At 64.7% G+C, this 19,198-nt stretch carries 18 protein-coding genes; 6 read left to right on the top strand and 12 right to left on the bottom strand.

Features of this window, described 5'->3' with window-relative positions:
* Positions 1 to 43 precede the first annotated feature (43 nt).
* From MRBLSP13_RS09130 to MRBLSP13_RS09100, 7 genes are all read right to left on the bottom strand, one after another.
* A complete protein-coding gene (locus tag MRBLSP13_RS09130; RefSeq protein ID WP_363754078.1) occupies positions 44 to 1,018 on the bottom strand; it encodes a fumarylacetoacetate hydrolase family protein in 975 nt (324 codons plus the stop codon).
* Positions 1,015 to 2,043 (bottom strand): aromatic ring-hydroxylating dioxygenase subunit alpha, encoded by a 1,029-nt coding sequence (locus MRBLSP13_RS09125; RefSeq protein ID WP_363754076.1) that lies wholly within the window; start codon positions 2,041 to 2,043, stop codon positions 1,015 to 1,017. The genes MRBLSP13_RS09130 and MRBLSP13_RS09125 overlap by 4 nt, the downstream gene beginning before the upstream one ends.
* A gap of 5 nt (positions 2,044 to 2,048) precedes the next feature.
* Positions 2,049 to 2,828, bottom strand: a complete 780-nt coding sequence (locus MRBLSP13_RS09120) for a cyclase family protein (RefSeq protein ID WP_363754073.1) — start codon at positions 2,826 to 2,828, stop codon at positions 2,049 to 2,051.
* A complete protein-coding gene (locus MRBLSP13_RS09115; protein WP_363754071.1) occupies positions 2,825 to 3,982 on the bottom strand; it encodes an alpha/beta hydrolase family protein in 1,158 nt (385 codons plus the stop codon). The genes MRBLSP13_RS09120 and MRBLSP13_RS09115 overlap by 4 nt, the downstream gene beginning before the upstream one ends.
* A gap of 4 nt (positions 3,983 to 3,986) precedes the next feature.
* Positions 3,987 to 4,889: a VOC family protein gene (locus tag MRBLSP13_RS09110; protein WP_363754068.1), complete on the bottom strand. Its 903-nt coding sequence runs from the start codon at positions 4,887 to 4,889 to the stop codon at positions 3,987 to 3,989.
* A 28-nt stretch (positions 4,890 to 4,917) separates the two neighbouring features.
* Positions 4,918 to 6,033, bottom strand: coding sequence for an FAD-dependent oxidoreductase (locus tag MRBLSP13_RS09105; RefSeq protein WP_363754066.1), 1,116 nt, complete (start codon positions 6,031 to 6,033; stop codon positions 4,918 to 4,920).
* A 172-nt stretch (positions 6,034 to 6,205) separates the two neighbouring features.
* Positions 6,206 to 7,114: a LysR family transcriptional regulator gene (locus tag MRBLSP13_RS09100; protein ID WP_363754063.1), complete on the bottom strand. Its 909-nt coding sequence runs from the start codon at positions 7,112 to 7,114 to the stop codon at positions 6,206 to 6,208.
* 123 nt (positions 7,115 to 7,237) lie between these two features.
* On the opposite strand from MRBLSP13_RS09100, the gene MRBLSP13_RS09095 reads away from it, so the two are divergent.
* A complete protein-coding gene (locus MRBLSP13_RS09095; RefSeq protein WP_363754060.1) occupies positions 7,238 to 9,532 on the top strand; it encodes a TonB-dependent receptor in 2,295 nt (764 codons plus the stop codon).
* Between the two features lie 173 nt (positions 9,533 to 9,705).
* A complete protein-coding gene (locus tag MRBLSP13_RS09090; RefSeq protein ID WP_363754057.1) occupies positions 9,706 to 10,800 on the top strand; it encodes an amidohydrolase family protein in 1,095 nt (364 codons plus the stop codon).
* A gap of 67 nt (positions 10,801 to 10,867) precedes the next feature.
* Here MRBLSP13_RS09090 and MRBLSP13_RS09085 read toward each other — a convergent pair whose 3' ends face one another.
* The 3 genes from MRBLSP13_RS09085 to MRBLSP13_RS09075 are packed head-to-tail and all read right to left on the bottom strand — an operon-like array spanning position 10,868 to position 13,469.
* Positions 10,868 to 12,184: an SPOR domain-containing protein gene (locus MRBLSP13_RS09085; RefSeq protein ID WP_363754054.1), complete on the bottom strand. Its 1,317-nt coding sequence runs from the start codon at positions 12,182 to 12,184 to the stop codon at positions 10,868 to 10,870.
* Positions 12,185 to 12,197: 13 nt separating this feature from the next.
* Positions 12,198 to 12,734 carry a hypothetical protein gene (locus MRBLSP13_RS09080; RefSeq protein WP_363735050.1) on the bottom strand — a complete coding sequence of 179 codons (537 nt, stop codon included), beginning with the start codon at positions 12,732 to 12,734 and terminating at the stop codon, positions 12,198 to 12,200.
* A gap of 15 nt (positions 12,735 to 12,749) precedes the next feature.
* Positions 12,750 to 13,469, bottom strand: coding sequence for a ParA family protein (locus MRBLSP13_RS09075; RefSeq protein ID WP_363754052.1), 720 nt, complete (start codon positions 13,467 to 13,469; stop codon positions 12,750 to 12,752).
* Positions 13,470 to 13,633: 164 nt separating this feature from the next.
* Here MRBLSP13_RS09075 and MRBLSP13_RS09070 point away from each other — a divergent pair, with 164 nt between their 5' ends.
* The 3 genes from MRBLSP13_RS09070 to purU all read left to right on the top strand — a co-directional run bounded on the left by MRBLSP13_RS09070 (position 13,634) and on the right by purU (position 16,670).
* Entirely contained in the window at positions 13,634 to 14,647 is a 1,014-nt protein-coding gene (locus MRBLSP13_RS09070; RefSeq protein WP_363754049.1) for an SPOR domain-containing protein, read from the top strand.
* Between the two features lie 65 nt (positions 14,648 to 14,712).
* Positions 14,713 to 15,750 carry a 2-oxoadipate dioxygenase/decarboxylase family protein gene (locus MRBLSP13_RS09065; protein WP_363735053.1) on the top strand — a complete coding sequence of 346 codons (1,038 nt, stop codon included), beginning with the start codon at positions 14,713 to 14,715 and terminating at the stop codon, positions 15,748 to 15,750.
* Between the two features lie 80 nt (positions 15,751 to 15,830).
* Positions 15,831 to 16,670 (top strand): formyltetrahydrofolate deformylase, encoded by an 840-nt coding sequence (gene purU, locus MRBLSP13_RS09060; RefSeq protein ID WP_414714705.1) that lies wholly within the window; start codon positions 15,831 to 15,833, stop codon positions 16,668 to 16,670.
* A gap of 111 nt (positions 16,671 to 16,781) precedes the next feature.
* Here the strand turns inward: purU and MRBLSP13_RS09055 are convergent, their stop codons facing one another.
* Positions 16,782 to 17,432 carry an MOSC domain-containing protein gene (locus MRBLSP13_RS09055; RefSeq protein ID WP_363754044.1) on the bottom strand — a complete coding sequence of 217 codons (651 nt, stop codon included), beginning with the start codon at positions 17,430 to 17,432 and terminating at the stop codon, positions 16,782 to 16,784.
* Between the two features lie 57 nt (positions 17,433 to 17,489).
* On the bottom strand, positions 17,490 to 17,708 hold the full coding sequence (locus MRBLSP13_RS09050; RefSeq protein ID WP_133651874.1) for a DUF2945 domain-containing protein: 219 nt from the start codon (positions 17,706 to 17,708) through the stop codon (positions 17,490 to 17,492).
* Positions 17,709 to 17,993: 285 nt separating this feature from the next.
* On the opposite strand from MRBLSP13_RS09050, the gene MRBLSP13_RS09045 reads away from it, so the two are divergent.
* The gene (locus MRBLSP13_RS09045; protein WP_363735056.1) at positions 17,994 to 19,172 is read left to right on the top strand and encodes a glycosyltransferase family 4 protein; all 1,179 of its coding nucleotides are present in this window, start codon (positions 17,994 to 17,996) and stop codon (positions 19,170 to 19,172) included.
* The last annotated feature ends 26 nt before the right edge of the window (positions 19,173 to 19,198 follow it).

The following is a 19,198-nucleotide window of genomic DNA, read 5'->3' as shown; positions in this document are numbered from 1 at the left end:
CCGTAGCCCGGCGGATCGTCATCCCGCCCCCGACAGCCTCCGTTCAGCCGCGCTGATCCGCCGCCAGGGCGCGCACCACCTTCTGGTCGACCGCCCCGAAATGGTCGCCGGCCGCCTGCATCTGCACGCGATCGCCGAACCGCAGGAAAGACGTCGCAGGGGCGCCAGAAGCGATCATTTCAATGGCGCGGCGTTCGGAAATGCAGGCCGAACCAACCCTGTCATAACTGGCATTGGACACGGTCCCCGAACCAATGATGGTCCCCGCGACGAGATCTCGGGTCCGCGCGGCATGGGCAACAAGTTCATGGAAACCAAAGGCCATCTCGCCCCCGTCGGGATTGCCGAACCACTGGCCGTTGACATGGACCTCCAGCGGCAGGTGCACCCTCCCGTCCTTCCACGCGTCGCCCAGTTCATCCGGCGTGACGGCAAAGGGAGCGGCGGAACAGGCCGGCTTGGCCTGTACCCAGCCAAAGCCGGTCTTCATCTCGACAGGCGCGATGGCCCGTAGCGACCAGTCATTGATGAGGATGACGAGCCTTATATGCTTCATCGCCTCCTGCGCGGTGATGCCCATCGGCACCGCATCGGTGATGACGCCGAACTCGCCCTCGAAATCGATGCCATCCGCCTCGCTGGGCAAGGGCACATCGGCGTGGCCCGGCAGGAAACGGTCGGACAGGCCCTGATACATCAGCGGCCGGTCAGTCTCGATCGGCGGCAGGTTGAAGGCGCGCTGCATAAGCTCGCCATGCTGCGGAAATGCCGATCCATCGAGCCATTGCCAGGAACGCGGCAGGGGAGCCAGCAGCGCTGCGGGATCCAGCGCCTCTCCCTCCCCCGCTTCCAGCCGGGCCGCCAGCCCCCGCATCGCCCGTTCGGCCTCCCCCCAATGCTCCATCGCCGCAATGAGGCTCGCAAAGCGCCCACCAACCGGCAGCAGGCGATCGCCACCGGCCGATATCACCACAAGTTCGCCATCCGCCTGACCGTTGGCCCGCGTTGCAACCCTCATGCGGACTGTTCCCCCTTGATCATCATTTGCAGCTTCCGGCGCGCCCGCGTCCCGCCGGAGTCTATGCCCAGCGAAAGCGGCTTTGCCGTCCAGAAATCCTCACCCTCCAGATTCTCGTAGGCGGCCTTGATGATCGGCTTGTCCTCCTCGTCAAATGCCTGGGCGAAAAGCGCCTTGAGAAACGCGTCCGTCTCCGGCGAGTCCAGATCATGCGTGCGCGCGGAGGCCCAGAAATAATGCGCCGTCGTCGCGCTCGCAGGCGTCAGCACGTGCGCCTGATACGCAACCACCCCCGTCTCGCGCAGTCCGCCCGACGGACAGGAACCGATCTCCAGCAGCATTGTCGCGGGCGCGTTCCACCGCATCTCCAGCCAGTGGTCGGTAATCATGTCGGGGGGATAGATGCCCATCGTGTGGCTCGGGGCGGGCACGCCGGGCATCCACCAGTTGGATCGCAGTGTGTCGCCTTCGTCGACCACCTCGTGACGGCCGGCAAATATGACGCCACCCCCGGCAAAGGACCCCTTGTGCACGAACTCGATATGCGAAAGGTCCATCAGATTGTCGGTGCCGAACTCATAGGGCGCCTCCAGCAGCGTATAGCCGCGCACGACGCGCACGGTGTCGCTGTCCTCGACCAGGCCAAGGTCCGGTATCATCGCGGGATCGGCGGATTGCGGCTCGCCACCCCATAGCCAGATCGCGCCATGACGTTCGGCGCACAGCCACGCGTCGATGCGGGCGGCAGCCGGAATATTCTCCGAAAAGGGGTTGCGGACGCAGCCGCCCGATCCATTGAAGGTCAGGCCGTGATAAGGGCAAACCAGCGCGTCGCCGTGCACCTCTCCCAGGCTCAATGGCGCAAAACGATGGGGACACCGGTCCGCCACCGCGCTGACGGCGCCCGCATCCGTCCGGAACAGGGCAATCCGGCGGTCACGAATGCGGCGGCTGATCACCTGGCCGGGACCAAGTTCCTCGCTCCATCCGGCCATGTACCAGACGTTGCGCAGATACTCGGCCATGGCCTTCACTCCTCGAAAATGGCGACGGCGCGGGTCCAGCCGGCCGAGGCGCCCTTGATCTTGTGCGGGAAGCAGCTGACGGTGAAGCCATCGGGCGGCAACACCTCCAGATTGTGCAGCTTTTCAAGGTGGCAATAGCCGATGTCGCGGCCCGCCTTGTGCCCTTCCCAGATCAGCGAGGTATCGCCGGTTTCCTTCACCTTTTCCGCCGTGTGGACGAAGGGCGCGTCCCACGACCATGCGTCGGTCCCTGTCACCCGCACGCCCCGGCTGGTCAGGTAGATGGTGGCCTCATAGCCCATGCCGCAGCCCCGGCTGACATAGTCCGGATCGCCCAGCGCCTTGCCCGCAGCCGTGTTGATCATCACGATTTCCAGCGGCTTCAGCTCATGTCCGATGCGCTTGAGCTCCGCCTCCACATCCGCCGCCGTGACCACATAACCGTCGGGAAAATGACGAAAGTCCAGCTTGACCCCTGGCTGGAAACACCATTCCAGCGGCACCTCGTCGATGGTCAGGGCCGGTTTGCCGCCATCCTGCGTCGGATGGAAATGCCAGGGCGCATCAAGATGGGTGCCGTTATGGGTGGTCAGCTTGACTGATTCCACCGCCGCAAAACCCTCGCCCCCCGGCGTTTGCTCCGCCGTCACGCCCGGAAAGAAAAAGCCAAGCTCCTGCATGGTTTCGCCATGCTTCTGATAGGTGATCTCCGGCCGCAGGAACGGCGGATCGCTCACCACCTCATTGCACAATGTGATCGACAGATCGACGAAGCGGCGCGTCATGCCGTATGTCCTCCCAGCGTTTCGGCAAACCAGTCGGCAATGCAATCACGGCCATAGCTCATATTGTCCGCGCCGACATGCTCCACCCCGCCCTCGCGCGCGGTGAAGATCACCTTCTCGCGCCGGGGGGAGTTCACGAGCTGCCCATAGAGATCGTCGGCATAGCTGGCGCTGATCTGCCGGTCCTGCGCGCCATGGGTGACGAGGAAGGGCACCTTGATGCGGTCCATATGGCCGTTGAGGTTCATGCCCTGCGACTTTTCCAGAAATTCGTCCATATCGCCCGCGCCAAAGGCCCACATGACATGCGCCCAGTAATGCGGCACCGGATTCTCGCCCTCGCGCTTCATCCGCTTGTCCTGCACCTCGCGCCAGTTGTGGTTGGCGCCCCAGACCGCGCCGGAGGCGAAGCGGGGCTCATAGGCGACCGCGCGGGGCGCGAAATGGCCGCCCAGCGAAATGCCGGTCATGCCGATGCGCCTGGGATCGACGTCGGGCTGCTGCTCCAGCCAGTCCACCGCCTTGCTCGCCCAGCTTTCGCTGTGCGGATCGACGGGAAGATTCTGCAGGCGAAGCGCCTCGCCGCTGCCCGGCTGGTCGACGCAGAGCGTCGAAACCCCGCGCCGGGCGAGAGCCTCGGGCAGGCGCGACCAGTAAAGCAGTTCCTTGCAGCTATCGAGGCCGTTGCAATAGACGACCACCGGATGCGGCCCATCCCCCGGCGCGCGGGTGTAGAGCGCGGGCATGGTTCCCTTTGCCAGCGGTACTTCGACACGCTCCCGATTGATCTTGCCGAGTGCGGTGGAACGGTCGAAGGTCTCCCGCGCCTTGGCATAGGTGGCCTGGCGTCCCGGATGGCCATGGCCCTGCATTCGCTCCGCATTCAGGAGGTAGAGCGCGGCGCGTTCCAGCTTGGCCGAAGCCGAAAAGGCCCGTCCCTTCGCCTCATCCTCGGCGGCGAGGTCAATCAGCTTGTCGCCCATCGCCGCCCATTGCGCCATGAATTGCGGCGTGCCCGCATCCGCGCCGCTCGCGGCCGCGTCCCGGATCGGCTGGCACATGTCCACGATCTCGCCGATCTGGCCGCCGCTCTCCATCGCGATGGCGACCGACAGGTTCCAGATATAGTTGGGGAAATATTCGAACAGAGCCATGCGATCAGGCCTCCACCGCCACGAACAGCCCTGGATTGGGCGTAGGATGCGGCAGGGTCTGCGGCCCGCCGGTGCCGATCCCCCATTGGTCCATGACCATCGGCGCGGGCGTGTAGACGGTCGGCTCCCGCGTCTCGAAATCCACCTCTTCCAGCTCCGACGTATATTCCGTGACAAAACCGTTCGGCGTCACGAAATAGCTGAACGTGTTGTTGCCGGCCGTGTGCCGCCCCGGACCCCAGCCGATGTCAACATTCTTCAGCTTCAACCGATGCACGCCGCGCATCATGTCGTCGACCGAAAGCATGTCATAGGCCACATGGTTTAGGCACGACGGCCCCGGAAGAATGGCGATGCGGTGGTGCGCCGAATTGCAGCGCAGGAAACACATGAAATCGCCCAGCCAGTCGGATATTTTGAAGCCCAGCACGTCGGTGAAGAATTTGACCAGCGCCGGATGGTCCGGCGAATGCAGCACGATATGGCTGATCTTGACCGGCAACCCTTCCCAGCGTGTCAGTTCGCGCTTCGGCCCGGTTTCGACATCGCTCGAAATCTCGAACTGAAGGCCGTCGGGCGAGAAGAAGCGAAAGCCATAGCCGCCGCCCGGCGTCGTCAGGTCGCGCGGTTCATGCACGATCTTCGCGCCCGCCGCCGCCACCTTGCCGCACAGGGCATCGACATCGGCACGACTCTCCGCGGCGAGGGCGATGACATCGACCCGGTTTTCGTCCGCCGGCCGCAACCGCACGACATGATGCTCGCCATGGCCGGGCGCCTTGAACCAGGCAAGACCATCGTCGGAGGGAACGGGATCAAGCCCGAAGACTTCGCCATAATAGCGGCGTTCGGCCTCGATATCGGTGACGCCATAACCAATATAGCGGATTTCAGTGACGCGGCTCATTGCCGGGTTCCTTGTTGCATGAGGGATTTCACAGTGGCTGGGATACGACGGCGAACATTTCCGCCGTCGCCTTGTGGTTGTCCACCAGCGGGCCCTTGCCCAACTGGCCGTAACAGATGGCCAGGCTGCTCTCGACGATATAACGGCAACGCTCATGGCGGCGATCGCGATAGGCCTTCAAGGCCGCCTCGACATTGTCGTGCTTCCCAAGCTCGTCGACGATGACGATCGCATCCTCGATCGCCATGGCCGCCCCCTGCCCCAGATGCGGCGTCGTGGCATGGACCGCATCGCCCAGCAAACCCACGCGTCCCCTGCTCCACGGACCATGAACCATCATGCCTTCAAGCGGGCGGTAAACGACGCCATCATCGTCGGTGATCTGTTGGGCCAGTGCGCGGATCGCCGGCGCGCAATTGGCGAGCTTGCCGCGCATGGCCGCCGCCAGCCCCTGGCGCGGATAGCGCGGATTGTCCGGCTCGGGCGTGGTGACATACATATACATGAGTTCCGGCCCGATCGGCACCAGTCCCACCCCGATAGGCCCGTTATAGGCCCGCAACGCATCCAGATCGGTATCGCGCGGCAGATTATATCGCCATACGGCCTGCCCGGTGAACACCGGGCGCTCCGCGTCGGGCAGGATAAGGTCGCGGACCTGCGAATAGACGCCGTCCGCGCCGATCACCAGGTCGAATGCGCCCGCCGAACCATCGGAAAAGGTCACATGGACTTGCGCACCATCATCCGAGAGGCTCTCCACTGTCACGCCGAGCCGGATTTGCGCACCCAGCCCCTTGGCGCTGTTCCCCAGAACGCCCTGCAGGGCGCGCCGGCCAATCCCGACATTCGCCGGCTTGCCCTCGACCAGCCGGGGCGTGGGGATACGCGCCACCCGGGTTCCGTCCGGGGCGAAAACCTCGACGGCGTCGAAACCGCAGGCCGCATCAAGGAAATTCTCCAGCACGCCAAGCTGATCCATGGCCCGCAGGACATTGGATTGCTGGATGATGCCGACACCATAGACCGACCATTCAGGATCGCGCTCGATCACCAGCACTTCATGGCCGGCGCGGCGTGCCGCAATCGCGGCGGACAGGCCGCCAATGCCCGCTCCGACGATCAGCATGATCAATTTTTGCATTCCAGGCTCTCCGTGAAGGCGTCGCACGGACCGATGCCGCCACCGCCGCATCCCTCCCCGCAGGCAGACCTTCTTCCAGGTCACTGCCGCACGCCGTCTTTTCTATTGCCCAAAAACTAGCCGGAAACGGATCATCCTCAAAAATAATTCTTTTTATAGTCTTTTATCGATTTCATGGATTTTGAGGGGCAGCCTCCATCAGCGTCCCGATCAACCAGCGCAGACCCGCATCGTCAGCCCGCGCCCTGTGATATTGCACCATTTCCCGCATGCCCGGCATGTCGAACGGCAGCGGCGCCGATTTGATCGGATAATGGAGCGAAGCCCTCTCCGCCAATCGTCGATGCATGACAGCCAGACGAGCCGTTCCGACCAGAAATTCAGGAATGAGGGTGAAGGAGGAAACGCGAATCTCGATCCGCCGCTCTATTCCTCGCGACCGCATGAAGGATTCGGCAAAGGACGCGCGGTTGACGCGCCCGATCTCCACGGCGACATGGCCGGCGGCCTGAAACTGGTCCATGTCGATCGCGCCTGCGAACATCGGGTTTTCATTCCAGCCGGCAACGACATGTTCTTCCTCGAACAACAGTTCGGCGGGATGATCCTCGCTGATATAGATTTCAGGCGCCAGCAGCATGTCGGTCTCGCCCCGGTCGAGCTCCGCCGTGGCCTCGTCACTCAGGGGCACGAGTTGTATCCGCAAATTGGGCGCCACCAATTCCATCTTCGGCAGCAGCGGCGCGATCAGCACGCTGGACAGAAAGTCCGACACGCAAAGCTTGAACGTCCTGTTGCTCGTGGCCGGATCGAAATAGGGGGACGTACTGATGAGCGAATCGACGTCGCCCAGCAAAGCCGTGATCGCCGGCAGCAGCCGCATCGCATGCGGCGTCGGCAACATCCGCTTGCCATGCGGAACCAGCAGCGGATCACCGAAGAACGCCCTGAGCCGGGACAGGGCTGCGCTGATGGCAGGCTGGCTGAGATTGAGCTGCTCGGCCGCGCGCGTGACGCTCTGCGCCTCCAGCAACGCGTTGAGGCAGACCAGAAGGTTCAGATCCAGACCCTTGTACCGCATTGTCGCTCCATTTTATCCATAACCAAATTTGTTACATAACAATAAAAACTAATCATTTCCATTATGACAACTCCCCTGCAAGGATGAAAATAACGATAGTCAAGAACATCTGGGGAGAGAGAAATGCTGTGCAGAACCTTGTTCCGCTCATCAGTCGCAATCACCGCGCTGGCGCTGGCAAGTCCGGTTGTCGCGCAGGAAGGAAGCGATGCCCGGCCTGATCCTGCCGCCTCCGGCAACGGCCTTTCCGATATCATCGTCACCGCGCAGCGCCGCGAGGAAAATCTCCAGCGCGCCGCCCTTGCGGTCAGCGCCGTGAACGGCGATGTGCTGGTCAACCAGAGCGTCACGCGGGCCGATGACCTGACCCGCCTCGTGCCCGCGCTGCAAGTCGCGCCGGCTTCCTCCTTTACCCAGATCTACCTTCGCGGCATCGGCACCTTCGGGGCGAACGCCTTTGCCGAACAGGGCGTCGCCTTCAACCTCGACGGCGTCTATCTGTCCCGTCCGGCGGCACCGGCCGCCCTCTTCTATGACCTGGAGCGGTTGGAGGTGCTGAAAGGGCCGCAGGGCACGCTCTATGGCCGCAATGCATCGGGCGGCGCCGTCAACGTCATCACCGCCAAGCCGAAGCTGGGGGAAAGCTCCGGCTTCCTGACCGGCGAATATGGCAATTACGACACCTTCAAGACCTCCGGCGCCATCAACCTGCCGCTGGGCGACCAGGCGGCCCTGCGCATTTCGGGCCAGCGCGCCAGGCATGACGGCTATATGAGCGACGGTTATGACGACGAGGACACATGGGCGCTGCGCGGCCAGTTGCGCTTCGATACGGGCGGCGGGTTCAATGCCAATCTGATGGTCGATTATGGCCATGTCGGCGGCATGGGATCGGGCGGCACGATCATGCCTCTGCTGGCCGGCAAGAAGCGGCTGGGCCCAAGCGACCCGGCCGTGATCGCCGCCTATCTGGCGAGCCCGCCCACACTTCCAGTGCCTCAGATCATCGCCCGCGACGATGGCTATCAGGACAATGAATATTATGGCGCGATCGCGACCCTCAACGCCGATCTGGGCTTTGCGGAACTGACGGTCATTCCTGCCTGGCGCAGGACAAATCTGGATTTCCTCGGCTACGCGTCCAGCTTCCTTATCGACGTGACCGAGAAATCGGACCAGATGTCGCTGGAAACCCGCCTCGCCAATCAGAGCGACAGGCTGAAATGGGTGCTCGGCTCCTATTATTTCGTGGAGGGCGTGTCGGCCCGCCAGTTCTTCGACCAGGGCAGCAACGGCACGCGCATCAACTCGGAACTGGAAACCAACAGCTATGCGGTATTCGGCGAGGCGACCTATTCGCTGACCGACCGTTTCCGCCTGACCGGCGGCTTGCGCTATACCCATGACAACAAGAAGCAGGATACGGAAGCGCACACCTATCCCTTTGTCGGCTTCGTGCCGCCCGCCTTCCCCAACTTCACGCCAATCATCCTCGACCTGCGCACCGACGCCACGTCCGACGTGAATTTCAGCAAGGTGACATGGAAGGCCGGCGTGGAATATGACGTCGCCGACCGCTCGCTGCTTTACGCGACCGTCTCCACGGGCTTCAAATCAGGCGTGCTTTTCTCTGCGCTGGGGCAGAATTTTTCCCGCCCCGAACGGTTGACCGCCTACACCATCGGCAGCAAGAACCGGTTCCTGGACAACCGGCTGCAACTCAATGTCGAGGCCTTCTACTGGGATTACAAGGACCAGCAGATTTCGCATCTGGCGCCGGTCCAGGTCGCCATGACGCCGGGCGGCCCGATATATGGTCCGGTTTTCGCGACGGAGAATGCGGGCGCCGCGACCCTCTATGGCGCGGAACTGGAAATGCTGTGGAAGGTCATGCGCGACGGCGTCCTGTCGCTCAATGTCCAGTATCTCCACACCAAATATGACGACCTCAACTATCAGGCCTATTCCACCAGCGGCCCCGCGCCGGTGATCGGTTGCGCGGTGACGCCATCGTCGCTGACAGGAGCCTCGCCCGCCGCGCGCATCTACAATGTCGATTGCTCCGGCCGTCCGCTGGTGAATGCGCCGAAATGGGTGGTGAACGCCGGCTATGAACATAGTTTCGACCTTGGCGGCACCGGCCGGATCAGGGCGGGCATCGACACCCGCATCGAAAGCTCGCGCTATCTGTCGCTGGATTATCTGTCGCTGGGCCGGCAGGGCAGCTACATGATGTCCAACGCGCGCCTCACCTATGAAACGGCTTCGGGCAAGCTGGCGGTGACCGCGTTCGTGAACAATATCGAAAATAGGCTGGTATTCGCCAATTCGGTTCAAAGCCCCGCAAAGTCGGGCGTGATCTACAATCAGATCCGTCCACCGCGCACCTATGGCATCCGCGGTACGGTACGCTTCTGATCGCGTCGCGGGGCGGGTTGGCGCCCCCGTCCCGCGCGCTTCTCTCGGCATGGGGCAACGGGTTCGCAACAGCAGACTGGCGGAACAACCGGCATAGACCGGGCCAGCAATATACAGGTCAGCAAATGGAGGACATCATGGCAGGGACCGGACCGACTTTCCCAGGCGTCAGCATGGATCGTCGCGCCCTACTAGCGGCTGGCGGCGCGACCGTGGCGGGGGCATTGGCCACGCGCGCCGCCGCCGCACCCCCCTCCCCCCTGCGCCTGATCGCCGTCGAAGAGGCCTGGGCCTGCCCGGAGTGGATGGAGGCGATGGCGGCACTGCCGGCGCGCGGGCTGGAGGAGGATGAGGTCCGCGCCTTCCAGATGCTTGCGCATATCGGGGACATTCATGCGCGCCTCCTGGACATGCAGCTTCGCCAAGCGGCAATGGACGAAAATGCCGTGGACATGCACGTGCTCAGCCTGACCGCGCCGGCCGTGCAATCGTTCGACAATGCTTCCGCGCTTCGGCTCGCGCGGCTGACCAATGACCGGCTGGCGCGGATTGTCGCGGACCAGCCCCGCCGCTATGCGGCGCTTGCCTCCGTTCCTCCACAGGACGTGCCGGGCGCGATCATGGAAATCCGCCGCGCCCGGCGCGAACTGGGGCTGAACGGCATCATCATCAATTCCCACACCCGTGGCGAATATCTGGACGACCGCAAATATTGGCCGTTGTTCGAAGCCGCGGCCGAAACCGGCGCGCCGGTCTACATCCACCCGCGCACGCCCAATCCGACCATGGCGCCGCTGTTTCGCGATTATAATCTGTGGGGCGCGATCTACGGATATGGCGCTGAAACCGGGCTTCATGTGATCCGCCTGATCTCCAGCGGCCTGTTCGACGCCTATCCCGACCTCAAGGTCGTGATAGGCCATATGGGCGAGGGATTGCCTTACTGGTTCTACCGCATCGACCATATGCACCATAATATGGTGACGCTGGCCAAACCGCCGCTCCGGCCGGTGCTCGGGAAAATGCCCAGCGAATATTTCAGGTCCAATATCTCGATCACCACCAGCGGTGTGAACTGGCACCAGGCCCTGGCCTTCGCGGAGGAGGTCGTCGGCGCGGACAACATCATGTTCGCAATCGACTACCCCTATGAACGAACGGAACCGGCGGTTGCGTTCATCCGCTCCGCCCCCCTTACTCCCGACAAGCTGGAGCGGATCGCCTATCGAAATGCCGAGAGAATTTTCGGCATCAAACCGGCCTCCTGAAAAGATTTGCGGGCGGACACCATGGGTGCCGCCCGCAAATCATATCCCTTTGGTCGCCGACTTTTTTTCAGCGTGACGCGTATTGGCGGCCCCTGGTCGCCAACGCCCAGCGCTGCGGCGTTGCGTCGGCCACATTTTCGCGCACGAAGCACTGGCCGCGCCGCGCCTGGATCGCGCGGCAAAGCGCAACCGCCTCCGCACGTGCGTCGAAACCGCCGACCGCCAACCGCGCGAAGGTGGCGCCGTTCACCGTGATCTGGCTGGTAACGACCGGCAAATTCGCCAGCACGCCGTTGCGGCGAGCCATGGAGAACCATTTTTCCTTGGCAATGGCCGCATTGTCATAGGCGCCAAGCTGGACCACCCAATGACCATCGTCCTTTCCGCTGAAGCGGAAGGCAGCTTGCTGGAACCGTGCGGCCGCCGTGGCACGGACGGGCGCCATCCCACGCGAAACCTCGCGAACCGGTGCGGCGATCGCCTGGATCATCGGTGCCGGCGCCTCGAATGTGACCGGGGAAGGTGCGGGTGCCGGATCGGCGGCGGCGATTTCGACTGGCGCGGCCTCGACGGCCTGCTCGGCCGGAGCGGCTTCGGCGGACCGGACTTCGGCGGACTGGACTGGCGACGACTCGACGGGTGCCGACACCGGCGCCGCCAGCGCAAGGGCAACCGGCTGCCCGGCGTCCGCGCCGTCGATCGTCACGCCCATCAGGGCGGCGACCCGCTGCTGCGAAAGGCCCGGCGCGGCGGTCTGCGCCCATTGGGTGATGCGCTGGTTGGCGGCAAGCGGATCAAGGTCGAAGCCCGCCATCATGCGCGCATCCTTCCATCGTCCGGCCAGCGCATAGGCATAGGCCAGGTTCTGGCGGGTGCGGGCATTGGCCGACGGATCATGGATCATCTCGGACAGGATGCGCACGCCCTCCGGCGCGTCGCCCGCCATCGCCATGGCCAGGCCATAATCGGCGGCGGGCAGGACGTCGGCATGGCTTGCGAGCAGGTCGCGCGCGGCGCGATCCTTGCCCAGCCCTACCTGCACCAGCGCAAGGGTGATGATGGTCCGCGCATCGCCATTGCCCAGCGTCATCGCGTCAGACAGAGCGGTTTCCGCCGATGCGAAGCGACCGTCAGCGACATAGGCGCGACCCAGCAACTGGCGGTAGCGGGCATCCTGCGGCGCCGCCTGCACGGCCGCCTCGGCCAGGTCGACCGCGCGGGCACCCTCGCGATCCGCCAGCGCCTTCTCGACGCCGGCCGCAAGACGGTCGGGCTGTTGCGGCGCGACGGCGGCGGTGCGGAACGCCGCCCCGGTGCATCCCACCATGGTCGTGCCGATCATCATCGACGCGACCGCTGCTTTGGCGAAGGCGTTGCGCTTCATCGCTTCCCAACCCTTAATTGTCGCCGCGGGCGCGCGGCAGTTGCTGGGCCAGCCGGTCGACGTCCGGCAGGCTGCCAAGATAAGCGTCCAGTGCTTCGGTCACCATCTGCTGCGCGGACCGGCCGACAATGGCACTGGCCAGACGCAGCTTCAGATGGCGGTCGGCATCCAGCCGCAGGGTGAAGGCGGCCTTGCGCCCCTTCGCCACGGCGGAGGCGCGGGGCTTTTTCCCGGCCTTTTCGACCTTGGCGGGCACAGCCGCTTCGGCAATGCGTTCGGCCAGCTCCTCGCGTTCGGTGACCACGGCGGGCACCGGCGCCACGGCGGGAACCGCCGTCATGGGCGTCAAGCCGGCAACGGAGCGGGCTTCGGACGGCGCCGGTTCCGGCTGCGTCACGTCAAAGCCCATGTCGTTCCAGCCCAGATCCTCCTGCAGCGCCGTCGCTCCGGCGGTCATGCCGAAGACGGGGCGGCGCATGGCGGGCGAGGCGGCGCCCTTGCGCGCCAGCAGGCCGGAAGTCAGCGAAGCGAGAGGTTTCGGTTCGACCATGATGCTCCCCTTCCCTTATTGCGAGACCCGGCGGCCGAAGCCACCGCTTGTCGGACGGGCCGTCCCCGCCGCGCCGACCGCATTGTGCGGAACGGAAAAGACGGTGCGACGGAAATTCTTTTCCAGCCGGTCGGACACATAGGTCCAAAGCTGCACGACTTCGCTGGCGGATCGACCATTGGGATCGACCTCCATCACCGTGCGGCCATCGATCATCGATGCGGCGAAATCCGTGCGGTGGTGCAGCGTGACCGGCGCGACGGTGCCGTGCTGCGACAGCGCGACCGCCGCTTCGGATGTGATGCGCGCCTTGGGCGTAGCGGCGTTGACCACGAAGATCAGGGGCTTTCCCGCCCTTTCGCACAGGTCCACCGTGGCGCCCACGGCGCGCAGGTCATGCGGGCTCGGACGGGTTGGAACGACGATCAGCTCGGCTACGGAAATGACGCTCTGGATCGCCATGGTGATGGCCGGCGGCGTATCGATGACGGCCAGCTTGAAGCCCTGCTGGCGAAGGATTTCAAGGTCCGCCGCCAGACGCGCGACCGTGGTCTGGGCAAAGGCGGGATATTCGGCCTCGCGCTCGTTCCACCAGTCAGCCAGCGAACCCTGCGGATCGATGTCGATCAGCACGACCGGACCAGCGCCAGCCATCTGCGCCTGAACGGCCAGATGCCCTGACAGGGTCGTCTTGCCAGACCCCCCCTTTTGCGATGCCAATGCCAAAATGCGCACGCAACTTCCCCCAGAAAACCAATGCATGGCAGGATTGCCACAGGCCCGCCTAAGAATTGGTTAATCCGCGTGGAAGCCTGACAGCCGGTAAAAAGGCGATGTTCTTAATGCTAAGTCGCTATTAACCTTGCCGTGGCATAGACCGGGCAGGAACCCTTGGGAGCATGAGCATGAAGCATATCTGTGGCGTGCTGGCCGCCGGCGCGGTGTTGATCCTGGCGCAACCAGCGCTGGCCGACGTCAAGGCAGGCGTCGATGCCTGGCAGCAGGGCGACTATGTCAAGGCCGTCGCCATATGGCAGCCGCTGGCGCAGTCCGGCGATCCCGACGCGCAGTTCAACATGGGCCAGGCCTACAAGCTGGGCCGTGGAGTGAAGACCGATCCGTCCGCCGCGATCGACTGGTACGGCAAGGCCGCAAGGCAGGGCCATGCGCGGGCCGAGGACAATCTGGGGCTGCTGATGTTCCAGCAGGGTGACCGGGCTGGCGCCCTCCCCTATCTTCAGCGCGCCGCCGAGCGGGGCGAGCCGCGCGCGCAATATATCGTCGGCACGGCCCTGTTCAACGGAGACCTGACCGCGAAGAACTGGGTACGCGCCTATGCGCTGATGACGCGGGCGTCCGAATCCGGCCTCGCCCAGGCAACAGCCAGCCTCCGCCAGATGGACAAATATATTCCGCAGGATCAGCGCAACCAGGCCGTCGCCATGGCCCGCTCCATCGGCCAGCAGAACAGCAGCCTGGCGGCGGATGAGCCTCGCCGGCCCGCGCCGGTCATGCGGGAAGCTCCCGCCCCGGTGCGGAGCGCGCAACTGCCGCCCTCCGCTTCGTCCGCACCCAGGACGGCCGAACCGGCCCCCCGGCCCGCACCCGCGAAGACAGCCGCAGCCAAGCCCCCGGAAGCCAGGCCGACCGCCTCCAAGCCCGCTCTCCCCAAGCCCGCAAGCGGCGGCTGGCGCGTGCAGATCGGCGCCTTCAGCGCGGAAGCGCGCGCCCGCACGCTCTGGACGCAACTCAGCGCGAAGGTGGGCGGCCTGTCCGGCTATCAGCCCTATATCATGACCAGCGGCGGCGTGACCCGCCTGCAGGCGGGTCCCCTGGCGAGCAGCGCGGACGCCACCCGGCTGTGCAGCGCGATCAAGGCGGCCGGCGCGGAGTGCATGCCAAAGAAGATGTAATTCTTGCTACGACTTGGAATTTTATTTCAACCATGCGATAATGGAAACTCAGCACGGAGCGTCCCATGTCGGTGGAAAATCTGTCGGTGATCAATGCGCTGGTCGAGGGGTTTCTTGGCCCCGAACCGGCCCGGGCGGCGCTGGCCGCGCTCGATCTGGACAGCCGCCTGACCGAACAGAGCGGCCCCCATGTTTCCCGCGCCGCCTTCGCCATGGCGATGAACGTCGCGCTGTTCCACGATCTTCTCCAGCGCGTGCCGAGCGGGGCGGCCTATGTCGCGGACCGGCTGGCGCGCGGCGGCAGGGTGGTGTTCGACCATGGCGCGCTGCGCACCGTAAGGCTGGTCGAGGGTGCGACCGGGCAATTGCCGCCGGGCGAGGAGGCCTTCACCCGCATATTGCTGCCCCTGGGCTATGAGATGGCGGCGGTCTACCCGCTCGACCGGCTGCGGATGACGGGCCGGGCCTATCGCCATGTCGACCTGCCCGAATCGATCCCGCAATTCTTCCTGTCGGAACTGCATGCCGACCGCTTCGACCCGGAATTTGCCGAAGCCGCGGCGCGGGTGTTCGGCACGTCCCGCGATCCGCTGACACCGGAAGCGCAGGCCGTGCTGGAAAAATTCGCGGACAATCGCCCCGTCACGCGGGCGGAGGCGGCCGCCGCCCTGCCCGCGATCGTGGCCGCCTTCGACCGACAGCACCAGCCGCCAAGCATGGAGGATTATGAACTGCTGCTCTCCCGATCCCATGAAGCGGGCTGGATCGCGACGGAGGGCAATGCCTTCAACCATGCGACGGACCGGGTGGCGGACGTCGCCGCTTTGGCGGAACGGCTGAAGACGCAGGACTGGCCGATCAAGGAGCGTCTGGAGATCTCGATCACCGGCCGGGTGCGGCAGACCGCCCTGCGCGCCGACACGGTCGAACGGCTCTTTGCCGGCAACGAACTGCGCCGCGTTCCCGGCTCATTCTACGAATTCATCAGCCGCGACATCGATCCGGAAACCGGCAGGCTGGACCTTGCCTTCGACACCGGCAACGCCACCGGCATCTTCGCCATGACCAGCGCGGCGGACGAGGGACGCCCTCAACAGGGTTGATCGGCGGGCGCGCTTGAGGCAACGGGTTCGCCGAATTTGCGGGGAGATGCACGTTGACTGATCCGGTTGTCCCATCCTGGGTGCTGACCCTGGCCTGCGCCGACCGGGTCGGCATCGTCGCGGCCGTCAGCCAGTTCCTGGCGGAACGTGGCGGCTTCATCACCGACAGCCAGCAATATGCCGACCGGGAGGCAGGCCGCTTCTTCATGCGCGTCGCGTTCGAGGCGACGGACCAGCGCATGGGCGACACCGACCGGCTGCGCGGCGAATTCGGCGATATCGGCACCCGTTTCGCGATGGACTGGCGGCTGACCAGCGCCGATGAAAAGCCGCGCATGCTGATCGCCGTGTCCAAGGGGTCGCACTGCCTGGCGGACCTGCTGCACCGATGGCAGACGGGAACGCTGGCGGTCGACATCATGGGCGTGGTGTCCAACCATCCCGACATGCGCCGGATCACCGAATGGCACGGCATCCCCTATCATGAGCTGCCCCCCAATGGCGACAAGGCCGCGCAGGAGGAGGCGCTGTTCAACCTGTTCGAACGGACGCGCTCGGAATATCTGATCCTCGCCCGCTATATGCAGGTGCTCTCGGGCGAACTGGTCGAAAATCTCGCCGGGCGCTGCGTCAACATCCACCACAGCTTCCTCCCCGGTTTCAAGGGCGCGCGCCCCTATCACCGCGCGCATGAGCGGGGCGTGAAGCTGATCGGCGCCACTGCCCATTTCGTCACCGCCGACCTCGACGAAGGGCCGATCATCGAACAGGCGGTGGAACGCGTGGACCATCGCGCGACGGCGGAGGACATGATCCGCATCGGACGCGACATCGAAGCGCAGGTGCTCGCCCGCGCCGTGACATGGCTGGCGGATCGCCGCGTCCTGCAGAATGGCGGCAAGACGGTGGTGTTTCGCTAAGCTGTATTGCCCCCACCGTGCTCCTGCGAAGGCAGGAGCACGGCAGACATGGGGTACCCTGCGTTTGATCGGAAGGCAGGTCGTGAATCGCCCGATCCCGCCTCCCCCATATCAAGCCAGCTTCCGCGCCCGTTCCCGCCATGCCTCGGCCAGCACCGGCATGTCCGCCAGCGCCCGCACGGCGTCCGGCTCACCCTTGTGCCCGCCCCCGATCAGCAGCCGGAACACTCGTGCGATCGACCATTGGGGCAGGGGCCGCTCCAGCAATTCCATCATCGCGCCGGCCTCCGCCTCTCCCTCCCGCAGCACGCGGAAATAGATGCCGCAGCGGGCGGTCTTCACGATCGTCGCCATGACGTCGCGCGCGCCGAAACGATGGTCGAGCTTCCAGCAGGGCTGCCGCCCATGGCTCACCTCGACCACTGCGCTGCCCAGCGAAAAGCGGTCACCCAGGCAGACCTCCTCCTCCGTCATCCCGTGGGAGGCGATATTCTCGCCAAAGGCGCCCGGCTTCTCCAGCAAAGGATGGCCGGGCTTGCGCTCGCGCCACCAGCCATAATGGTCCTGCGGATAAAGGTGGATCGCCTTGTCCCACCCGCCATGATGCACGGGGTCGGCCACGCTGTCGCCCGCCAGGCCCAGCCAGCCGATCCGCACCGCGCCCGACACCGGCTGCTTCGCGATCGCGCTGTAATCGCTATCGCGGAAGGGAACGGGTATCCCCGTCAGCAGCGCGTCGACAGTCATGGAGGAAGCGGTCATGCCTCCCCATGCCACGGAAGCAACCGCGAGGAAAAGGCCGCCTGATGGAAAAAGGATTCAGCCGGGGGAAAGCTCCGAACCCAGCTTCAGCACTTCGGAACCGCTGTCGGTGGTCACCAGATAGGCGGGATTGCGGCTGGACCCGTTACGCCTGATGACCGCGCCTTCTATCCGGCACTCCACCTGCCGCTCGAACCGCTCCGCTATTCTCCCACGGCCGACGCCCTGCCCCCAATTCCACTTGACCCTCGCTCCTTTTCGAAAGCTTTCGGTCATCAAGCATCTCTCCTTCGGGGAACAACCACGACGGCCGGCCGTCATCGCTGCCGCTACTGTGGTGGATTTGAAATACGCCTCATTATGGCGGCCAGGTGGGAAGCGTATTTCAAATCCAAAGACCACAGTAGAATCATATAGTTGCTAGTGACCCTGATAAATCTGAAGTTCGTTCAACGCCCACCCAGCAGTGTGACGAACTTCAGATTCGGGTCACTAAGCAAAAATCCCGAATGCCGCGCTGGTTCCCTTGGGTTTTGCGCTTGCCTGGGTTAAGGGCGGCGGATGGATGTCACGGGGCTTCGCGTCGCACTCTTCAGCGGCAATTACAACTATGTGCGCGATGGCGCGAACCAGGCGCTCAATCGCTTCGTCGGCTATCTGCTGCGGCAGGGAGCGAATGTGCGCGTCTATTCACCCACCACCGATACGCCGGCCTTCGAACCGGCGGGCGATCTGGTCAGCACTCCGTCCTTTCCGGTTCCGGGCCGCCGCGAATACCAGGTTCCCTACCGCATGTCGGGCGCGGTGCGCCGCGACCTCAAGGCCTTTCGTCCGAACCTGGTCCACGTCTCCAGCCCCGATCCGCTCGGCCATCGCGCCGTCGCCTGGGCGCGCCGCCACGGACTGCCGGCGGTCGCCTCCGTCCACACGCGCTTTGAAACCTATCCGCGCTATTATGGCCTCGCCTTTCTGGAGCCGGTGATCGAATCGCTGCTTCGCCGTTTCTACCGCCGCTGCGACGCCATCGTCGCGCCGTCCGAGTCGATGGCGCAGCTCCTGCGCGAACAGCGGATGAGCTATGATGTCGGCATCTGGACGCGCGGCATCGACCGCGAAATCTTCCATCCCGGCCGCCGCGACATGGCCTGGCGCCAGTCGCTCGGCATCGCCGACGATGAACCGGTGATCGGCTTCATCGGCCGCCTGGTGATGGAAAAGGGCCTCGATGTCTTTTCCGACACGATCGATCATCTGGCGGCGAAGAATGTGCGGCACAAGGTGCTGATAATCGGCGAAGGGCCGGCGCGGGAATGGTTCGCGAACCGCCTGCCGAACGCCGTCTTCACCGGATTCCAGAAGGGCCCCGACCTGGGCCGCGCCGTCGCCGGCATGGACATGCTGTTCAACCCCAGCGTCACGGAAACCTTCGGCAACGTCACGCTGGAGGCGATGGCCTGCGGCCTGCCCACCGTCGCCGCCCGCGCCACCGGCAGCGAGAGCCTGGTCGCGGACGGGATCACAGGCCGGCTGATCCGGCCGGGCGCCATCACCGCCTTCGCCAACGCGCTGACCGTCTATTGCACCGATTCCGCTGCCCGCGCCGCCGCCGGTGCCGCCGCCATGGCGCAGGCGGAACATTATGGCTGGGATCAGGTGAACCAGGCGCTGGTCGACACCTATCTGCGCATCATCCGCCAGCGCGAACATGGCGCGCTGGTCCGGTCGAGCCCTGTTCCCTGAAATCAAAAGCCTGACTATATCCGGGG

The sequence above is a fragment of the Sphingobium sp. LSP13-1-1.1 genome (assembly GCF_040676415.1).
Lineage (GTDB): Bacteria > Pseudomonadota > Alphaproteobacteria > Sphingomonadales > Sphingomonadaceae > Sphingobium.
The sequence above is the reverse complement of the archived record's forward strand: the minus strand, read 5'-3'. Positions and strand labels throughout refer to the sequence as shown.

Coding starts and splice junctions, on each gene's coding strand:
- MRBLSP13_RS09130 (WP_363754078.1), bottom strand. CDS start 1,018: ATGAGGGTTGCAACGCGGGCCAACGGTCAGGCGGATGGCGAACTTGTG.
- MRBLSP13_RS09125 (WP_363754076.1), bottom strand. CDS start 2,043: ATGGCCGAGTATCTGCGCAACGTCTGGTACATGGCCGGATGGAGCGAG.
- MRBLSP13_RS09120 (WP_363754073.1), bottom strand. CDS start 2,828: ATGACGCGCCGCTTCGTCGATCTGTCGATCACATTGTGCAATGAGGTG.
- MRBLSP13_RS09115 (WP_363754071.1), bottom strand. CDS start 3,982: ATGGCTCTGTTCGAATATTTCCCCAACTATATCTGGAACCTGTCGGTC.
- MRBLSP13_RS09110 (WP_363754068.1), bottom strand. CDS start 4,889: ATGAGCCGCGTCACTGAAATCCGCTATATTGGTTATGGCGTCACCGAT.
- MRBLSP13_RS09105 (WP_363754066.1), bottom strand. CDS start 6,033: ATGCAAAAATTGATCATGCTGATCGTCGGAGCGGGCATTGGCGGCCTG.
- MRBLSP13_RS09100 (WP_363754063.1), bottom strand. CDS start 7,114: ATGCGGTACAAGGGTCTGGATCTGAACCTTCTGGTCTGCCTCAACGCG.
- MRBLSP13_RS09095 (WP_363754060.1), top strand. CDS start 7,238: ATGCTGTGCAGAACCTTGTTCCGCTCATCAGTCGCAATCACCGCGCTG.
- MRBLSP13_RS09090 (WP_363754057.1), top strand. CDS start 9,706: ATGGATCGTCGCGCCCTACTAGCGGCTGGCGGCGCGACCGTGGCGGGG.
- MRBLSP13_RS09085 (WP_363754054.1), bottom strand. CDS start 12,184: ATGAAGCGCAACGCCTTCGCCAAAGCAGCGGTCGCGTCGATGATGATC.
- MRBLSP13_RS09080 (WP_363735050.1), bottom strand. CDS start 12,734: ATGGTCGAACCGAAACCTCTCGCTTCGCTGACTTCCGGCCTGCTGGCG.
- MRBLSP13_RS09070 (WP_363754049.1), top strand. CDS start 13,634: ATGAGCATGAAGCATATCTGTGGCGTGCTGGCCGCCGGCGCGGTGTTG.
- MRBLSP13_RS09065 (WP_363735053.1), top strand. CDS start 14,713: ATGTCGGTGGAAAATCTGTCGGTGATCAATGCGCTGGTCGAGGGGTTT.
- MRBLSP13_RS09055 (WP_363754044.1), bottom strand. CDS start 17,432: ATGACCGCTTCCTCCATGACTGTCGACGCGCTGCTGACGGGGATACCC.
- MRBLSP13_RS09050 (WP_133651874.1), bottom strand. CDS start 17,708: ATGACCGAAAGCTTTCGAAAAGGAGCGAGGGTCAAGTGGAATTGGGGG.
- MRBLSP13_RS09045 (WP_363735056.1), top strand. CDS start 17,994: ATGGATGTCACGGGGCTTCGCGTCGCACTCTTCAGCGGCAATTACAAC.